Here is a 16,808-nt window from a genome sequence, read left to right as displayed (position 1 = left end):
TACTTATTCGTCAATAACAACGCATCGGCCGAGAATTACGCTCGCATCTACTCCTTTATGGCCACCTGCGATGAGGCAGGAGTCAACTTCTACGATTGGCTACTAGCAGTCCTTCCAAAGCTCCCCAAGATAGGCGAGCTCACAGAAGACGAAATAATCAACCTCCTCCCAGGTCACATAGAAGTCTAACTCAAAAAGACACCGAGACACAAAATAGACTGTAGGTACCAAATCGTACCTACAGGCTATTTTATTCTCTCCTTACGCGCCCGTTTTGGGAGAGTTACACTTGACCTTGCGTACCTGAAGTTATGCTGGTCTGTTGACTACGACACCTTGTTTTACTTGACCATATGCACTAAGTGGTTGACTATTTGCTCACGCCCTATAATTAGGAGCATAAAAAAAGGGGCGCAGCCCATATGGCTACGCCCCTTAGGATGTATTTGTCGTCTATTTACTTCGCGAAAGCTACTGAGCGAGTCTCGCGGATAACGGTAATCTTTACCTGTCCTGGGTAGGTCATCTCATCTTGGATACGCTGAGCAATATCGCCTGAAAGTTGTTGTACCGCTGTGTCGTCCATCTTGTCAGCTCCGACAATCACGCGCAACTCACGTCCGGCTTGGATAGCGTAGGTCTTGATAACACCTGGATAAGATAGTGCTAGTTTCTCCAAATCATTGAGGCGCTTTATGTATGCCTCAGCAATCTCACGTCGAGCACCAGGGCGGGCACCACTGATAGCATCGCATGCTTGGACTATTGGCGCTATCAAAGACTCCATCTCTATTTCTTCGTGGTGTGCACCTACAGCGTTGCAGATGTCTGCTTTCTCCTTGTACTTCTCGCAGAGCTTCATGCCCAGAATAGCGTGTGGGAGCTCTGGCTCCTCATCGCTTACCTTGCCGATATCATGGAGGAGACCTGCGCGCATTGCCTTCTTCGGATTGAGGCCAAGCTCAGCTGCCATCACCGCACATAGGTTGGCCGTTTCACGAGAGTGCTGTAGGAGGTTTTGACCATAGCTTGAGCGGTATTTCATCTTGCCCACTAAGCGAATCAGCTCAGGGTGCATGCCATGGATGCCGAGGTCGATCATGGTGCGCTTACCCGTTTCTACTATTTCCTCCTCTATCTGTCCCTTTACCTTTGCTGCCACCTCCTCTATACGTGCAGGGTGGATGCGTCCATCCTGTACTAGCTGGTGTAGGGTGAGGCGAGCTATCTCGCGGCGTACTGGATCGAAGCAAGACAATACGATGGCTTCTGGGGTGTCATCTACGATAACCTCTACACCGGTAGCAGCTTCTAGTGCACGTATATTGCGTCCTTCACGTCCAATGATACGCCCCTTCATCTCATCGCTCTCGATGTGGAATACAGTTACAGCATTCTCGATAGCTGTCTCTGTCGCTATTCTCTGAATGGTCTTTACCACCAGTTTCTTAGCCTCTTGGCTGGCGGTCATGCGTGCCTCATCGATTATCTCGCTCACATACGAAGCCGCATTGGCACGCGCTTCATCCTTGATACTTTCAATCAATTGGATCTTTGCCTCCTCTGCTGATAGCCCACATATCTGCTCTAGCTTTTGCTCCGCCTCATGCTTTACACGGATCATCTCCTCCTCTTGTATGCGAGATACCTCCAGCTGCTGCTGTAGCTCCACTTCGAGTTTGTCTATCTCCTGATTCCGAGCGTTGAGTTCGCTCTGTTGCTTATTGAGAGATTGTTCACGGTTCTTCAGTTTGCCCTCTAGGTTCTGGAGGCGAGCATCGGTGCTCTGTACCTTGCTCTTCCAAGCCGAGATTTCCTGCTCTAGTTGCGTCTTACGCTGGAGTGCCTCCTCCTTTACCTCCAGCATCTTATCCTTTCTTAAGATCTCTATATCTTCCTTGGCTTGTTCGATATAGTTCTCCTTCTCCTCCTTGGCTCTTTGGTTAAGCGTCTTCCAGATACTTTTCCACAGAATTACGCCGCCCACAGCGAGTACTATGAGCGCTAATACTACAGCGATAATTATCTTTTCCATTCAAATTACTACTAAAAACTACATGAACTGCTCTCTTAGCATGTAGAAGTGTCTATTGGGGGTAGTTTTAGATATCAGAAGACTTGTTCCAGGTTGTTATTCAGCGTCTTTAGTCTTGCTTCTAGATTCAGTTCGTCAGCCTCCATCTCCATCTTCTGTAGTCGACTAGCCAAATCCAATGCTACATAACTAAGTAGTTCTGCCTGAGATACCCTAGGGAAAGCGACTCGGTAGCGTTCGATGGTCTCATTGACTCTCTCTGCTCCTCTCCTGAGGGCTTGCTCCGAATTCTCGTCTCGGGGTATTGTGAGCGTCATCCGTACGCTACCGACTCGGAGATTGATCTCTTGTGTGGGTTCGCTTTTCGCCGTTATGTCGCTCATCTCACAATATATCTATACGTGGCTCCCTTTAGGGGGTATACCGTTTGTCCAATATCACTCAATTCTGCCATCGAGCAGTGTAATACACTCATCTATCACTCCCATAATCTGCGACAATTCAGCCTCAAGACCCTCGAGTGCAGCCCTTGCTTCTGGTGAAGTAGCGCCACCCGATATTGTGGCAATGGATAGATTTTGCTCTAAGAGGTTGATCTTCTCCGCCTGCTCGCCTCTCTGGCGAAGGAGTGCTTCGCACTCCTCTGTCTTCCGAGCGAGAGCTTTTTTTTGCTCACTATATTTACGCATCAATGCAGTGATACGAATCTCCAACTCTGTTAGTTGGTCATTGCTATTGCTCATCAGTTCTACAGGAAAGGATATTTCAACTCTCAAGCAAATGTACCAAAAAATCCCAAAATTCGTGAGAATAGTGTATATTTACCGTCGCAAATATTTTTCAGGTCTAAGGCTATAATCAAATGGAGAGACAGACACAATTAGACATTATTAAGATGGTGCACCGTGAGGTGCTACCCGCTACTGGCTGCACCGAACCTGTGGCAGTAGAATTGACCACTTCACATGCTGCACATGTTCTAGAGGGTAACCCTACTCACATACAGCTCTACCTCAGTGCCAACGTGCTAAAAAACGCTATGGGAGTGGGTATCCCTGGTACCGGCATGATAGGACTTCCAATTGCTGTAGCACTAGGTGCAATAATTGCTCAGCCCCAAAAGGAGCTGAAGGTACTAGACAGCTTTACTGACGAACAGTTTGCCAAAGCCAAGAAGCTCGTAGAGGAGCAGCGCATAGAGATTGCGCTTAAGGAGGGCGATGTGGATAAGCTCTATATAGAAGTAGAGATAGATGATGATCAGGGAAACCAAGCCTTGGCAATCATCCAGCGCACGCATACTGAATTGCATACCCTTACACTCAATGGGAAACCTCTAGAGGTGGCGAACTCAGGATCGGGGGAAAGTGATGGCGGTAGCCATCTTTATGATGGTCCAGAGGTGCCTCTAACCTTCGATATGGTTTACGAATTTGCTACAGAGATGCCTCTTGAGGAGATTTCTTTTATCATGGAAGCTGCTCACCTCAATCGTAACGCTGCAGATTACTCTCTCAGTGGAGACTATGGTCATGGCGTGGGAAAGATGATTAGTGGTGCAAGAGCCAAAAAGTATCTCGGTGATAATACCTATACTCACCTTCTTACCTATACTAGTGCAGCATGCGATGCACGTATGGATGGCGCTCCTGTGACTGTAATGAGCAACTCTGGGAGTGGTAATCAGGGGATTACTGCTACGCTCCCTGTGCTGAGCTTTGCTGAAGACGAGGGGGCAACAGAGGAGCAGAAGATACGTGCTCTTATGCTTAGTAGCCTCATGGTTATCTATATCAAGCAGAAGCTAGGACGCCTCTCTGCACTCTGTGGTTGTGTAGTGGCTTCTACTGGTTCATCTAGTGGTATCACCTACCTTATGGGTGGCACTAAAGAGCAGATAGGTTTTGCTATCAAGAATATGGTGGGCAACCTCACAGGAATGATATGTGATGGTGCAAAGCCTAGCTGTAGTCTGAAAGTTACTAGTGGGGTAAGCTCTGCGATGCTCTCCGCTCTCCTCGCAATGGAGAAGCGTGTTGTGACCAGCAACGAAGGGGTAGTAGATGATGATATCGATAAGAGTATTGATAACCTCACCAGCATTGGTCGTGATGCCATGATAGAGACGGATAAACACGTGCTCCACATTATGACACACAAGAATCAGGCATAATGAGACTGTTGCACGGTGGCGGACTACTGCGTTACTTTCGACATTCGGCTTCGGTCACGTACGTGAGTACGCTCCCGTCAGCCTCAGTCTCAGTGCCTTGTATTTCACCACCGTGCAACGTCTCAGCCGATTTGCTTACAAATCGGCGAGAATGGCACTTCGTGCAACATTCTCATAATACCTCCTCCTTTATAGTAAACGATTGCTCCTCTATTGAGAATGTCCATATCTCACTAGAGGAGCAGTCATTTCTTATTAGGCGGAAAGCCCTCCACACTATACTATAGCAGCATGCGAATCTCTTTAAAATGGTAGTGATGGATGCCTTGTGGGGTATCTACTTCTAGTAGACCATTGGGGTGTACGCATCGGATGGTGCCGAGGAATTGCGTGCCGTTAGGAAGAGCATAAGAGCGTTCTTCTCCTAGCCCGAGTAGTCGGCTGTGGTACTCTTGTCGGAGTTCATGCAGCTGCGTTCCCAATTGCTCCTGTCGCGCTTGCAGTGATGATGCTATCTGCGCTATGAGAGTAGGGTGCCATTCTTCATAGTATAGAGGGAGTTGGGCACCCTCAAGTGCGAGAGAAGTAGCTACGGGGTGATATTCACCAAAGGCTGTTTGTCGTACATTGAGCCCGATACCGATAATACTGTACTCTAGCTGTGAACCCAGCCATTCGTTCTCTATCAGTATGCCTGCAATCTTTCTGTTATGCCCTACTATAATATCATTGGACCACTTTATTTGGATACTCTCGGGTGCTAGGTATCTACTGAGGGCATCGTGGAGTGCGAGAGAGACGACGATGTTGAGGTCGAAAGTGAATGCCTCTTCTGGTAGATTGGGGCGTAGGAGGATAGAGCAGGATATATTTTCTCCTGCGTTACTTTCCCAGCTATTACCCCTCTGTCCACGCCCTTCTGTCTGGGCATAGGCATCTACTATCGTGTACTCAGGGAGCTCGGGCTGTTGCTCGAGCATTTGCCTAAGGTAGTTATTTGTAGAGCCTACTTCAGGCAGGTGTATTAGCTCCATGGCGTCGCCTCTGTAAGAAGTAGTAGACCACTATCCCGATACCTGCGATAGCTAGTAGGATGCTTCCGACTATGGCTACTGCCTCTGTGGTGTGTAGGCTCTGAGGGTCGAAGACAAACTCTACTTCGTGCTCCCCTTGTGGTACCACAAGTGCGCGAAGGATATAATCGGCACGAAGTATCTCGGTAGGAGCCCCATCTATAGTCGCATGCCAGCCGTGAGGGTAGTAGATCTCACTAAATACGGCTACTCCTTCGTGGTTATTGGTGGTGCGGTACTTTACTCTATTGGGTGCGTAGCTAACTAAGCTAATTGAGGCGAGGCTATCTGGGGTAATTACACTTGGCGCTTTGTCGGCAAAGTTCCCCGCCAGCACTGCTACCTGATTGAGGGAGACTTCCCCTAGTGCGGTAAACTCTTCATCTGGAGTAGATACTGGCTTTACAGACCCCACAAACCAGGCATTGCCATAGGTGTCGGGATCGGTAACGGCTGTCGGTACTCCTACACTATCGGGTACGATATAATACTTGGTATTGAGGGCACGGAGGACATTGAGGTCTCGCTTTACCAGATATCCTTCGATGATATCTTGGTAGCGTTGTAGTTTGGCAGCATGATAGCCACCTACAGAGCGATGGTTGTACGAAGTCGTAGCGTCGTTGAAGGTATTGACGGTGGTATTAAATACCCTATACTGAGTTGTATCGGCAAGAATCATCTGGTCGGCAGCTGTAGTCTCTGTTACCCTTGCGGTTACTTGGCTCGCCTCCATATACTTGCCGTCATTGAGGAAGCGCTTATCCACACTCCATAGGTCTACGAAGATAAGGAGCACCAGTAGGGGCAGCATTACTTGCTTGCTTACCTTCTCTCTGTCGTAGAGGAAGAGGAGCGCTACTGATAGAATCAGAAAGCTGATGGTACGGAGTGTATCGCTCTTGAAGATATGCTCTCTAACGCTCTCGAGTGCACCCCTTAGTAGGTTCATATCGGGGTTTTGTGCCGCCACGGTAGAGAAGTAGTCTGCTTCGTACTTGCTGAGGAAACCTCCCGATAGGCTTGGTATGATATAGAGTATTAGCGCTACGCCAAGTGTGAGCGCTGTGGCAATAATCGCCTCTGTTTTATGTTTGCGTATGAAGGCTGGCTCTCGAAGGATGAGCACTAGTCCCCAGATAGCAAATAGCGGGAGGGTAAACTCTGCTACCACTAGGATAGAGGAGGGGGTGCGGAACTTGTCGTACAAAGGAAAGTAGTCGATAAATAGCTCTGAGAGCCACATGAAGTTGTGTCCCCAAGAGAGCATGATGGTGAGTGCCGTGACCCCGATGAGCGACCACTTCATGGGTCCTTTGGCTACCATCATACCAAATAGGGCAAGTAGTAGTACGATAGCCCCGATGTATACCGGTCCTGCTGTAAAGGGTTGGTCGCCCCAGTACCTATTCATACCGCTCCGTGGGTCGGATAGAATCTGTTGTAATTGGGGATTGGATACATTGCTCTTCTGCACTTCCTCCGCAGGGATAGCACCTGAGGCTCCACCCTTCGCATCGGGGATGAGGAAGGTGAGCATCTCGTCTATCCCATAGCTCCACTGAGTAATATAGGCGTGGTCTAGTCCGTTGTTGGTTACTTGGGTAGCATTTGGATTATCCAATACCGTTATTTCTCGTCCGCCGCGCATGGTCTCTTTGCCATATTCATAGGTGTGGTACAGGCTCGTGCCATTGATAGCGATACCAATAAGTCCGCCAGCTACGACTACCCCAAAAGCCTTAGCAAAGTGTGCCCACTCCTTCTTCCTCCCAGCCTCGATTGCCCAAGCAATAATCATTGCCAGCATGAGGAAGGCGAAGTAGTAGCTCATCTGTATGTGATTGGAGTAGATCTGAAGGGCTGAGAATAGTCCTGTAACGAAGAAACCAAGGAGGTACTTTCGCCTGTGGAAAGCGAGTACTAATCCAGCTATTGTAGGGGGAATATATGTGAGGGCTAGGAGCTTCCAAATGTGGCCTGCATCTATTAGAATAAGGAAGTAACTGGAGAAAGCCCACATAATAGCGCCCCCTACGCTGAGTTGTCGCTTTATTCCCCAGCTCCGCATAAAGATGTAGAAGCCAATCAGGAGCATGAAGATGAGGTAACTTTCTCCCAATAGTATGCTCCGTGGGCTATATATCTTCTGCACGGCTTTGATGCCTTCAGCGCTTGGGTATGATGGGGATATCTGATAGGTGGGCATGCCACCGAAGAGGCTCCCAGTCCAGAAGGAGCGCTCGCCTGTTTGCTCCATGTATTCTACGACATCACGCCCAGTGCCTGCGGCAGCTGCCCCATCGGCTTGGAAGAGTTGGCGCCCCTCAAAGGCTGCGGGGTAGAAGTAAGCAAGGGCGATGACGAGGAATAAAAGCACTACGCCTACAATCTGTACCCATGACTGATGATACCACTTTTGCTTATCCATAATCTGTTACTCCTCTATTCTATTGACTACGGTAAAGTGGGGGAACTGCTCCTCCACGATCTTATACATATATTGTAGAGCGGCTTTACGCTCATTGGGGATGATACCATCGAGTATGGCATCCTTGATTTGGTCTTTGATTTGTCCTAGTTCGCGACAGGGTTGGAGCTGGAAGACCTCCATGATATCATTGCCTGTTACTGGTGGCTGGAAGTTGCGGATACGATCCTTCTCCTCTATCTCCTTGAGTTTCTCTCTGACTATAGCGAAGTTGTCGAGATACTTCTGTACCTTCTGTGGGTTCTTGCTGGTGAGATCGCTCTCACAGAGGGTCATTAGGTCGTCAATATCATCGCCTGCCTCGAAGAGTAGTCTGCGTATAGCAGAGTCTGTGACTCCTTCATCTGCTAATTGTGCAGGGCGCATGTGCAAGCGTACTAGCTTCTTCACATACTCCAATCGCTCACCTAAGGGGAGCTTCACACGGCGGAAGATACGATTGACCATCTTCTGCCCTACGAAGTCGTGGTTATAGAAGCTCCAGCCAATACCCGATTCGAACTTCTTGGTTACCGGCTTGCCAATATCATGGAATAGAGCTGCAAGCCTTAGGAAGCTATTGTCGCTCACGCTCGCCACATTGTCCACTACGATGATAGTGTGGACGAAGTTGTTCTTGTGCCCGATGCCCTCACGAGTCTCAGCCCCTTGTAGTGCAGAGACCTCAGGGAGGTACTGCTCCATCAGACCACTACGATGCATCAGTCCCAAACCTATTGAGGGCTTGGAAGAGTCGATGATTTTCATAAACTCTGTAGTGATGCGCTCTATAGAGACCACTGGTGGATTGAGGCGCGTGGCATTACGCTTGATAGAGTGGAAGGTATTGTCGTCTACCTGAAAGTCAAGTTGGCTTGCGAACCGAACTGCCCTCATCATCCTTAGAGGGTCGTCGGAGAAGGTTTGGTCTGGTGCAAGCGGGGTGCGAATGACCCTCCTCTGGATATCTGCCACGCCACCGAAGGGGTCGTGGAATGCTCCTCGTGCTTCTCCATTGAGGGTGATAGAAAGGGCATTTATTGTGAAGTCGCGACGCTCCTCATCCTCCTCGAATGTGCCACCTTCGACGAGCGGTTTACGGCTATCGCTGCGGTAGCTTTCACGCCTAGATCCTACGAACTCTAGGTCTAGATCTTTCCAGTGGACTTGAGCAGTGCCAAAGCTTTTGAATACAGATAGTTTGGCACCACGCCCTAGCAGCTCGGCAACTCGCTCTGCTACTCGAATACCACTCCCTCGGGTTACAAAGTCGAGGTCTTGCTTGACTTCTCCCTTAAGAATCAAGTCTCTTACAGCCCCGCCTATGAGGCGTACCTCTTGCCCTACGTCGTCGCCAGCTGAGGCAATGGTATCTAGCAACTGATTGCCTAGCTTGGAGTAAAGCTCTTGATATATTGCTGAATAATTATTCATCTTTTGTTTGTTTCCCAATGTCTTGATAGGCTCAGCAGCCTAAAGACAATAATAAAACGACTGATGGCAACCAACAGATTGGTTCCCGTCAGTCGCTATTCGTTATTTCATCCTCTTGATGATAGAGTATGCTTTATAGAGCCCCAGAGCTCCTGCTTGGCTGAGGTCTCGATCACCCTTCTCCTTCTCCCCTGTCGCGTAGTAGCAAAGCCCACGATTGTAGTAGGCACTGCCTAGGTTTGGCTCAGCTTGTATTGCTTGAGAATAGTACTTGATGGCGTCGTCATAGCTACCGAGTGCTGCATGGATGTACCCTAGATTAAAGAGCGCTGGTACATAGTTGGGCACTAGCTCAAGTACTTTCAAGAGATCTTTAGATGCCTCTTGCATGGTTGCCTTCTTCTGCACGTACTCAGTAGAGATGGTGCTCTCAGAGAAAATGATAGACGGCTGGCTCCCTCTGCCGTGTGTCGCTTGATCAGCCTCATAGGCGAGGACTCTGGAGACTGCTCTTTGGAAATAAGGGGCAGGGTCATCGGGTACTGCGTCTATGACAAGGGTCATCACATCGATGACTGATTGATGATCCTTGAGCGTGAGCTGGTCTAGAGCATAACGTATCATCGCATCTGCGCTTTGATTGCTCGTGATATCGAACTTGCTTATGCTATCAAGGTGCACTTGCAGTTGCTGACTAGTCAACTGTGGTACACGCTGAACGACTAAGACGTTATACTCCTCTGCTGGGAGTTGTAGTTGCGCTGAATAAGCGACGTTGGTATTCCCTTTGAGTTGCTTATCCACAGCTACATAGTAGGAAAGGCTAAAGAGTGGCTCTGGCTCTACAACTACCTCTAAATCCTGAATACGACCGCGGATACCTTGGTCTTCTGAATACAGCTCATCGTATGTATTATCGTTACTAGCATAGACGAGCGAACGGAATTTTTGGATATTCTCATCCTTATCGTCACGTACCCGATCTTTGGTCTCTGCCTCCAGAGCATCCTGAGTGTTTTGTTTCGCAGTGGCAGCGTTGAGTGCCTTCTGATCGTAAGTCATCTTGCTCGCAGCATAGAGGTCTTGTTTGGCAGCCATTGTCTTCCCCAGTCCATTCCGAGCATCAGCTCGCTCTACGAGAGCGGGGAGAAATGTAGGGTAGCGCTCAATAATCCTGTCTAGGTCTGCTTCGGCCTGCCGATATTCACCCACCTGATTGGAGAGAATTGCTCTATTGAATAGGGCGAAGTAATTCCCTGGTTCCAGCGTTGCCACCCTATTGAAGTCCTCAAGTGCACCATTAGTTTCGCCTACCTGACTTCGGAGCAGTGCCCGATTGTAGAGCGCAAGGGTATTCTCAGGAGAGAGGTCGATAGCTGTAGAGTAGTCGGTCATAGCTCCTTTGATATTGTATTGTTGGAAGCGTATGATGGCTCTATTGATATATAGCTCTGCTAGATCAGGCATATACTCCAGTGCTCTATCAATGTAGACTTCCGCATCGGTGTACTTCTGGCGGTCGTAGGCGATACCCGCCATAGAGAGGTAGGCGTTGGGTAAACTGGGGCTAACCTCCAAAGCCTTCTCAAATAACTTAAGTGCTGCCACGGTATCCCCTTGCTCTAGTCGTAGTCCACCGTCAATCACATAGGCATGAGCATAGTCAGGGAAATAGCGCTCTAGATGGTCGAGTACCTTTCTCGCCCCCTCATTGTCTTTCAAGGCAATACGTAGGATTGCGGAATTGTGCAACGTCCCCTTATGATCTGGATTATCCCGAAGCACTACTTCGTAGTCCTGTAGCGCTAGAGAGTCCTTTCCTAGTGTGTGTCTTGAGATTGCTCTCAGATAGTGTGCCCCATAAATAAATGGATTGCGTTCTAGTGCCGCATCGCTATCCGCTTCCGCTCCCAAGTAGTCGTCCAAGCTGTACTTGGCTAGTCCCCGTAGGTAGTAGGGGTCGGCAAGGTGAGGGTCAGCCTGAATAGCCGAATTGAAGTACTGAATGGCTAGCACATAGTCCTTGAAGTAGAGTGCATTGCGCCCTACTGTAATCGCCCTATCGGTATCAATTTGGGCAGTTCCCTTCGTGGCAAACAGCCCAAAGAGAAGGAAGGTAAGGAGTATAGACCTAGATAGCCGTGCCATATCAGTCTCCGTTTTTACTTAGTGATCACACGATAGTCGGCACGAACCTGCCCACGCGACATCTTCTGAAGTTTATTCTTAATCATCGCCTTGCGCATAGGCTTTACGCGATCGGTAAAGAGTGTCTGCTCTAAGTGATCGTACTCGTGCTGAACTACACGAGCATTGAACCCAGAGTAGGACTCCACATGCTCCTGAAAGTCCTCGTCTACGTATTTGATTGTAATCTGCTTAGGACGCTCCACATTTTCGGAAAGACCGGGTACACTAAGGCATCCTTCCTGCATCGTACAAAGCTCAGAGCTATGTTCGGTAATCACAGGATTGATAAATACTTTCTTGAAGCCTGCACTATCTGGATAGTCGTCTTTGAGAGGGTCAGCGTCAATGACAAATAGCCGAATTGCCTTGCCAATCTGAGGAGCTGCTAGTCCCACACCATTCGATGCGTACATCGTCTCAAACATATCCGCAATCAGCTTCTTTAGCCCAGGATAGTCCGCATTTATATCCTTGGTCTTTTCCCTCAGCACGTCCGTGCCATATACATATATAGGTAGTATCATCTGTACTTCTCTTGATAAAATCTACTTTCCATAAATCCTTGGAGGATAATCACGGCACTCACTTCGTCTGCCAGACCTTTCTCCCTTCTTTTCATCTTACTTAATCCTCCCTCTATCATTGCCCTATGTGCTAACACAGTGGTGAACCGCTCATCGTGCCGTACGATCTCTATGTCTGGTAATATCTTTTGTAGTCTATTCACTACAGGCTCTATATACTTCACACTCTCCGAGTCGCTCCCGTCGACTTGAGTTGGCTTGCCTATCACAATCAGGTCTACAGGTTCCCACTCAGCATACGCCTTGAGCCAATCAGCTACACTGCCTGTAGGCTGATACCCAAGACCATTGGGGGTAATTCGTAAAATATCAGTGGCAGCTACTCCCGTGCGCTTCCGCCCAATGTCCAATGCTACAATACGTCCCATAATAGCTCATTAATACGCTTCCCTGTCACAGGGTCAATGACCTCAGGGGCAATCTCTGCCAAAGGCTCTAAGACAAACTTGCGCTCCCTGAAGAGCTTGTGTGGAATTGTCAGAAACGCTTCCTCCATTATCCTATCACCATACAGAATAATGTCCAAATCACAAGTGCGATCAAGGTACACGCCATCCACACTCTTGCGCCATCGCCCGAGCTCTCGCTCAATATTCTGCGTCGTCTCCAATACTTCCAGAGGGGACAACTCAGTATCTACCGCTACCACTTGATTCAGGAAGGGATGCTCCGAGACAAATCCTACTGGTTCCGTCTCCACCACTTTTGACTCCACCGTTACCACCCCCACACGCTCCGAGAGTAGCCCCACAGCTTGGGCTAGAATAGATGCTCTATTCCCAATGTTTGACCCTAAAGCTATATACACCCGCTCTCTCACCTTGCTCGATATTATACAATGGTATTATAAGATAAGCATTGCATCACCGTACTGTCCGAAGCGGTAGCCCTCCTTTACGGCAACCTTGTACGCCTTCATTACATGGTCGTAGCCACCGAAGGCTGCCGCCAGCATCAACAACCACGAAGAAGGTAGGTGAAAACCTGTTACCATCGCATTCTGTAGACCATACTTATACTCTGGGAAGATAAACTTACTACTCCACCCATCGTAGGGTTTTACGAAGCCATCCATACTTACTGCTGTCTCTAGAGCCTTGGCTACGGAAGTCCCCACAGCTACAATGCGCTTCTTGTTCTCAACTGCCTTATTAATAACATCACAAGTCTCCTGTGTAACAATCATTCGCTCCGATCCCATCTTGTACTTAGAGAGATCGTCTACATCTATTTCATCATACATGACTCGGCTGGTGTGCAGGGTGAGATTTGTAAATCTGACGTCCTGTAGTTCCAAACGCTTAATAAGCTCCCTACTGAAGTGAAGCCCTGCAGCAGGTGCTACCACAGCCCCTTCCTCTGTAGCATAAATTGTCTGATAGCGCTCCTCGTCCTCCTCTTCTACGGGGCGTTTAATATAGTCCGGAAGCGGAGTCTCTCCGAGTTTGAAGAGTGTCTTCTTGAAGTCCTCATAGCTGCCATCGTAGGCGAACTTTAAGATTCGACCACGAGATGTAGTATTGTCTACCACTTCGGCTACTAGCTCGTCATTTTCCCCGAAGAATAGTTTATTGCCAATCCTAATCTTTCGTGCTGGGTCCACTAGCACATCCCAAAGCATAGGCTCATTGAGCTCACGGAGTAGAAATACGTCGATCATTGCATTGGTCTTCTCCTTATTGCCTACCATCTTAGCTGGAAATACACGCGTATTATTCATCACAAAGAGATCATCTTTGCCAAAATACTCGATAATCTGCTTGAATTGCTTGTGCTCTATTACGCCCGTATCCTTATGTAGCACCAGTAGACGGCTCTCATCCCTGTGCCTCACTGGGTACATTGCAATCTGATCCTTAGGTAACTTAAAATTAAAATTGGATAGCTTGTACTCTGCCATAATCTCTATTCCTCCTTGTATTTATCTAAACTTTCCTCTATAAATTCGCTAAACTCCTCAACCGTAATAGCCTCTTCTGTGGTGAATGTCCCCACTCGCTCTCTGCGCAGCGCTGTTAGGTGCCCTCCGCTTCCTAGTGCTGCGCCGATATCCCTCGCAAGTGCCCTAATATAAGTTCCCTTGCCACAAGTGACCTTGATGTCAATGTCTGGTAGCTCATATCTTAGGAGCTCTATACTATATACTACGATGCGTTTGGTATCTAGCTCTATGTCGTGCCCCTTGCGTGCGTATTCGTAGGCACGTTTACCATCTTTCCTCACAGCCGAAAAGGTCGGTGGTACCTGGTTTATCTCCCCTACAAATCGTGCCAACGCTTCTTCTACTAACTCCTGAGTGATATGCTCTGTAGGGTAAGTGGCATCCGCCTCGCTCTCAAGGTCGAAGCTCGGGGTAGTGGCACCAAGTCGTACTGTAGCTGTGTAGACCTTCTCCTGCCGCTGCACCTCATCTATGCGCTTAGTGAACTTGCCTGTGCAGACCACTACGACGCCTGTCGCGAGGGGATCCAGTGTGCCAGCATGCCCCACCTTTAGTTTCTTTATCCCTAGTCTACGGCATAGTAGGTATCTAAACTTATTGACGATATCAAAGCTCGTCCACTTTAGTGGTTTATCTACCACTACAAACATCCCTTCGCTAAAGGGATTTTGCTTCTGTTGGTCGTTATTCACTGAAATACTGCTAAGTCCATACCCAGCGCAATCATCCCGAGTATCACGCCACCAATAATAATACGATAGATGCCAAAAGCCACAAACCCATGCTTCTGTAAGAACTTGATAAAGGTCTTAATCGCTATCATAGCCACTATAAAGGAGACTACATTACCAATGATTAGCGTAGTCATATTATCCGTAAGGATATTAAGCGTACCTGCCTTCCAAAACTTTATAATCTGGAGGAGGAAAGCACCTAGCATCGTTGGCACAGCAAGGAAGAAGCTAAACTCCGCCGCCGTCTCACGTTTCAGCCCAGTCACCATACCACCCACAATCGTACTCATAGAGCGCGACATGCCAGGGAAGAACATGGCAATCGTCTGGAAAAGACCAATAATGAAAGATTTAGGATAGGTGACCTCCGATGCATGATTATGCTTTATCAGTTTATCTATGAAGAGCATCACGATACCTCCAATCACTAGATTGGCAGCAATAATCCATACTTCGCCAAGCACCTCATCTACCCAGTCATTGAAGAGTAGTCCCAAGATAGCTGCAGGTACCACGCCCACGATGAGTAGGAAATAAAACCTAAATAGGCTCAGAGCCCTCCTGGCATTGGAGTGGTTGCCATGCCACATATCGGCAGGAAGATCGAATCGGAAAAAGCGCTTGAAATATAGCGCCACCACAGATAGGATGGCACCAAATTGTATCATCACGGTAAACGCTTTCACATACTCCGTGCTCTCAATGCCCATAAGTGCTTGGGTAATCACCATGTGCCCAGTACTCGAGATTGGGAGAAATTCCGTAATTCCCTCTACTATCGCAAGTACAATAGCTTCAAATATTGTCATGCCTCTGAACCCTCCTTCCTCTGGTCAGCGCTTTTAGATTTCTTGCCTCTCCATAGCACAGCCACGAGGATGCCAATGTATCCTATGGTGAGTGCTACAGGTGCTACCCTTATACGTATCGTACTAAAGACCTCGGGGTTGAAACTCACACCATCCTCCGATTTCCCCCCTGCCATCAGGGTATACCCCAGCACTATCAGGAGAATAGATGCGACTAGGATTCCTAGATTAGTTTTGCTGAAGCCATACGTCTTCAGACCTTTCTCTTTACTCATTATTTTTATATGTGTGTCGTCTGTATGTCGTCAAGCTCTGTAGAGCTTATTTACATTCATTCTCAGGTACTTGGTTACTGCTCTAGAGGCTGAGAACCAACTAATCAGTATGCCAAGAATAAATACCACCCCGAGTACAATCAATCCATTATGGAGCGTTAGTACCGTCTGCATCAGTGGGTAATTGGTTGTCAAGTGATACCATAACCGACCGAGAAAACAGCTGGCAACAATAGAAGCCATGATGCCACTCCATATATTGTAGCGCACAAAAGGTCGGCGGATAAAGCGTGGGGTAGCTCCGACTAGCTTCATGGTGTAGATAAGAAAACGCTTGGAGTAGATTAGGAGTCGTATGGTATTGTTGATGAGTACAATAGAGATGAGTAGGAGTAATACTGATAGTACAATCATCACAATCGTTAGCGTCTGTATGTTGGTATTGATTTGCTCTACTAGATCCTGTTTGTAGCTTAGTGATTGGGTGAGCAAGTAATTATTAAGAGCTTGCTCTACCTTGGTGATACTATCACGCTCCGAGATGTACGCTTCCTTCAGGGTAATCTCAAACGTTGGCGAAAGCGGATTCCATCCAAGAAACTCCTCAGGACTTTCGCCCAACTCCTCCGTAAGGCTTGCTAGTGCTTCCTCCTTGGAGAAATACTTAATGTCCCTTACGAAAGGCTCCTGCTTTAGCTGAGCCTCCATGATACTAATCTCCTCGGGCTGAGCCTCAGGCGAAAGCACTACTGTAAAGTTGACACTCTCTCGGACATACGTCTTCAGTCCATTACCTACCAATCCCAGCATCGTTACGATGCCCAATAAGAAAAGCACCATCGAGATACTGATGATACTTATCAGTCGTGAGTGTACAAAACTAGGCGTCCCACCCTTCTTATGTTTATTCTCGGACATAATTCCAATCTTATAGCAGCCTTTTATCTACAATACCCTGCAAATGTACTAAAATTCCAAGCGCTTTTCAAGAGGGAATAGCCAATAACTGTTAGCTCTTGGAAATCATCACTGGGAGAGAGTAAAGTAGGAAGGAGTCCTCACTAGACTCCTTCCTACTGGGAAATGATT

The 16,808-nt window shown here is 48.0% G+C and carries 16 protein-coding genes and 1 pseudogene; 2 read left to right on the top strand and 15 right to left on the bottom strand.

Annotated elements, in window-relative coordinates:
* Positions 1-189: pseudogene (locus A3GG_RS13635) on the top strand (hypothetical protein); the annotation flags it as partial.
* 268 nt (positions 190-457) lie between these two features.
* On the opposite strand, the gene rny reads toward A3GG_RS13635, so the two are convergent.
* The 3 genes from rny to A3GG_RS0106885 form a co-directional block, all read right to left on the bottom strand.
* On the bottom strand, positions 458-2,035 hold the full coding sequence (gene rny, locus A3GG_RS0106895; protein ID WP_018358577.1) for a ribonuclease Y: 1,578 nt from the start codon (positions 2,033-2,035) through the stop codon (positions 458-460).
* Between the two features lie 74 nt (positions 2,036-2,109).
* Complete coding sequence (locus tag A3GG_RS0106890; RefSeq protein WP_018358576.1) at positions 2,110-2,418, bottom strand: cell division protein ZapA; 309 nt, start codon at positions 2,416-2,418, stop codon at positions 2,110-2,112.
* A 54-nt stretch (positions 2,419-2,472) separates the two neighbouring features.
* Positions 2,473-2,778, bottom strand: coding sequence for a hypothetical protein (locus A3GG_RS0106885; protein WP_018358575.1), 306 nt, complete (start codon positions 2,776-2,778; stop codon positions 2,473-2,475).
* A gap of 119 nt (positions 2,779-2,897) precedes the next feature.
* Here A3GG_RS0106885 and A3GG_RS0106880 point away from each other — a divergent pair, with 119 nt between their 5' ends.
* Entirely contained in the window at positions 2,898-4,208 is a 1,311-nt protein-coding gene (locus tag A3GG_RS0106880) for an L-cysteine desulfidase family protein (protein WP_018358574.1), read from the top strand.
* A gap of 281 nt (positions 4,209-4,489) precedes the next feature.
* On the opposite strand, the gene A3GG_RS0106875 is transcribed toward A3GG_RS0106880, so the two are convergent.
* From A3GG_RS0106875 to A3GG_RS0106820, 12 genes are all read right to left on the bottom strand, one after another.
* Entirely contained in the window at positions 4,490-5,242 is a 753-nt protein-coding gene (locus A3GG_RS0106875) for a biotin--[acetyl-CoA-carboxylase] ligase (RefSeq protein ID WP_018358573.1), read from the bottom strand.
* A complete protein-coding gene (locus A3GG_RS0106870; RefSeq protein WP_018358572.1) occupies positions 5,220-7,712 on the bottom strand; it encodes a YfhO family protein in 2,493 nt (830 codons plus the stop codon). Before A3GG_RS0106870 ends, A3GG_RS0106875 begins: the two co-directional genes overlap by 23 nt.
* A 6-nt stretch (positions 7,713-7,718) precedes the next feature.
* Entirely contained in the window at positions 7,719-9,185 is a 1,467-nt protein-coding gene (locus A3GG_RS0106865; RefSeq protein ID WP_018358571.1) for a CCA tRNA nucleotidyltransferase, read from the bottom strand.
* 102 nt (positions 9,186-9,287) lie between these two features.
* The gene (locus tag A3GG_RS0106860) at positions 9,288-11,333 is read right to left on the bottom strand and encodes a tetratricopeptide repeat protein (RefSeq protein ID WP_018358570.1); all 2,046 of its coding nucleotides are present in this window, start codon (positions 11,331-11,333) and stop codon (positions 9,288-9,290) included.
* Positions 11,334-11,347: 14 nt separating this feature from the next.
* Positions 11,348-11,899, bottom strand: coding sequence for a peptide deformylase (gene def / locus A3GG_RS0106855; RefSeq protein ID WP_018358569.1), 552 nt, complete (start codon positions 11,897-11,899; stop codon positions 11,348-11,350).
* Complete coding sequence (gene ruvX, locus A3GG_RS0106850) at positions 11,896-12,327, bottom strand: Holliday junction resolvase RuvX (RefSeq protein ID WP_018358568.1); 432 nt, start codon at positions 12,325-12,327, stop codon at positions 11,896-11,898. The genes def and ruvX overlap by 4 nt, the downstream gene beginning before the upstream one ends.
* Positions 12,312-12,767: a 2-amino-4-hydroxy-6-hydroxymethyldihydropteridine diphosphokinase gene (gene folK, locus A3GG_RS0106845; protein ID WP_018358567.1), complete on the bottom strand. Its 456-nt coding sequence runs from the start codon at positions 12,765-12,767 to the stop codon at positions 12,312-12,314. The genes ruvX and folK overlap by 16 nt, the downstream gene beginning before the upstream one ends.
* A gap of 36 nt (positions 12,768-12,803) precedes the next feature.
* The gene (gene queA / locus A3GG_RS0106840; protein WP_018358566.1) at positions 12,804-13,859 is read right to left on the bottom strand and encodes a tRNA preQ1(34) S-adenosylmethionine ribosyltransferase-isomerase QueA; all 1,056 of its coding nucleotides are present in this window, start codon (positions 13,857-13,859) and stop codon (positions 12,804-12,806) included.
* 5 nt (positions 13,860-13,864) lie between these two features.
* On the bottom strand, positions 13,865-14,551 hold the full coding sequence (truB, locus tag A3GG_RS0106835; protein ID WP_018358565.1) for a tRNA pseudouridine(55) synthase TruB: 687 nt from the start codon (positions 14,549-14,551) through the stop codon (positions 13,865-13,867).
* A gap of 38 nt (positions 14,552-14,589) precedes the next feature.
* Positions 14,590-15,444: an undecaprenyl-diphosphatase UppP gene (gene uppP / locus A3GG_RS0106830; RefSeq protein ID WP_018358564.1), complete on the bottom strand. Its 855-nt coding sequence runs from the start codon at positions 15,442-15,444 to the stop codon at positions 14,590-14,592.
* Entirely contained in the window at positions 15,441-15,719 is a 279-nt protein-coding gene (locus A3GG_RS0106825) for a DUF3098 domain-containing protein (RefSeq protein ID WP_018358563.1), read from the bottom strand. The genes uppP and A3GG_RS0106825 overlap by 4 nt, the downstream gene beginning before the upstream one ends.
* Before the next feature lie 30 nt (positions 15,720-15,749).
* Positions 15,750-16,637 (bottom strand): cell division protein FtsX, encoded by an 888-nt coding sequence (locus tag A3GG_RS0106820; RefSeq protein WP_018358562.1) that lies wholly within the window; start codon positions 16,635-16,637, stop codon positions 15,750-15,752.
* Positions 16,638-16,808 lie beyond the last annotated feature (171 nt).

Origin of the sequence: Porphyromonas levii DSM 23370 (assembly GCF_000379925.1) — a bacterium.
GTDB lineage: Bacteria > Bacteroidota > Bacteroidia > Bacteroidales > Porphyromonadaceae > Porphyromonas_A > Porphyromonas_A levii.
The sequence above is the reverse complement of the archived record's forward strand: the minus strand, read 5'-3'. Positions and strand labels throughout refer to the sequence as shown.

Bases quoted from the DNA above. Each gene is read 5' to 3' on its own strand.
- rny (WP_018358577.1), bottom strand. From the start codon at position 2,035: ATGGAAAAGATAATTATCGCTGTAGTATTAGCGCTCATAGTACTCGCT.
- A3GG_RS0106890 (WP_018358576.1), bottom strand. From the start codon at position 2,418: ATGAGCGACATAACGGCGAAAAGCGAACCCACACAAGAGATCAATCTC.
- A3GG_RS0106885 (WP_018358575.1), bottom strand. From the start codon at position 2,778: ATGAGCAATAGCAATGACCAACTAACAGAGTTGGAGATTCGTATCACT.
- A3GG_RS0106880 (WP_018358574.1), top strand. From the start codon at position 2,898: ATGGAGAGACAGACACAATTAGACATTATTAAGATGGTGCACCGTGAG.
- A3GG_RS0106875 (WP_018358573.1), bottom strand. From the start codon at position 5,242: ATGGAGCTAATACACCTGCCTGAAGTAGGCTCTACAAATAACTACCTT.
- A3GG_RS0106870 (WP_018358572.1), bottom strand. From the start codon at position 7,712: ATGGATAAGCAAAAGTGGTATCATCAGTCATGGGTACAGATTGTAGGC.
- A3GG_RS0106865 (WP_018358571.1), bottom strand. From the start codon at position 9,185: ATGAATAATTATTCAGCAATATATCAAGAGCTTTACTCCAAGCTAGGC.
- A3GG_RS0106860 (WP_018358570.1), bottom strand. From the start codon at position 11,333: ATGGCACGGCTATCTAGGTCTATACTCCTTACCTTCCTTCTCTTTGGG.
- def (WP_018358569.1), bottom strand. From the start codon at position 11,899: ATGATACTACCTATATATGTATATGGCACGGACGTGCTGAGGGAAAAG.
- ruvX (WP_018358568.1), bottom strand. From the start codon at position 12,327: ATGGGACGTATTGTAGCATTGGACATTGGGCGGAAGCGCACGGGAGTA.
- queA (WP_018358566.1), bottom strand. From the start codon at position 13,859: ATGGCAGAGTACAAGCTATCCAATTTTAATTTTAAGTTACCTAAGGAT.
- truB (WP_018358565.1), bottom strand. From the start codon at position 14,551: ATGTTTGTAGTGGTAGATAAACCACTAAAGTGGACGAGCTTTGATATC.
- uppP (WP_018358564.1), bottom strand. From the start codon at position 15,444: ATGACAATATTTGAAGCTATTGTACTTGCGATAGTAGAGGGAATTACG.
- A3GG_RS0106825 (WP_018358563.1), bottom strand. From the start codon at position 15,719: ATGAGTAAAGAGAAAGGTCTGAAGACGTATGGCTTCAGCAAAACTAAT.
- A3GG_RS0106820 (WP_018358562.1), bottom strand. From the start codon at position 16,637: ATGTCCGAGAATAAACATAAGAAGGGTGGGACGCCTAGTTTTGTACAC.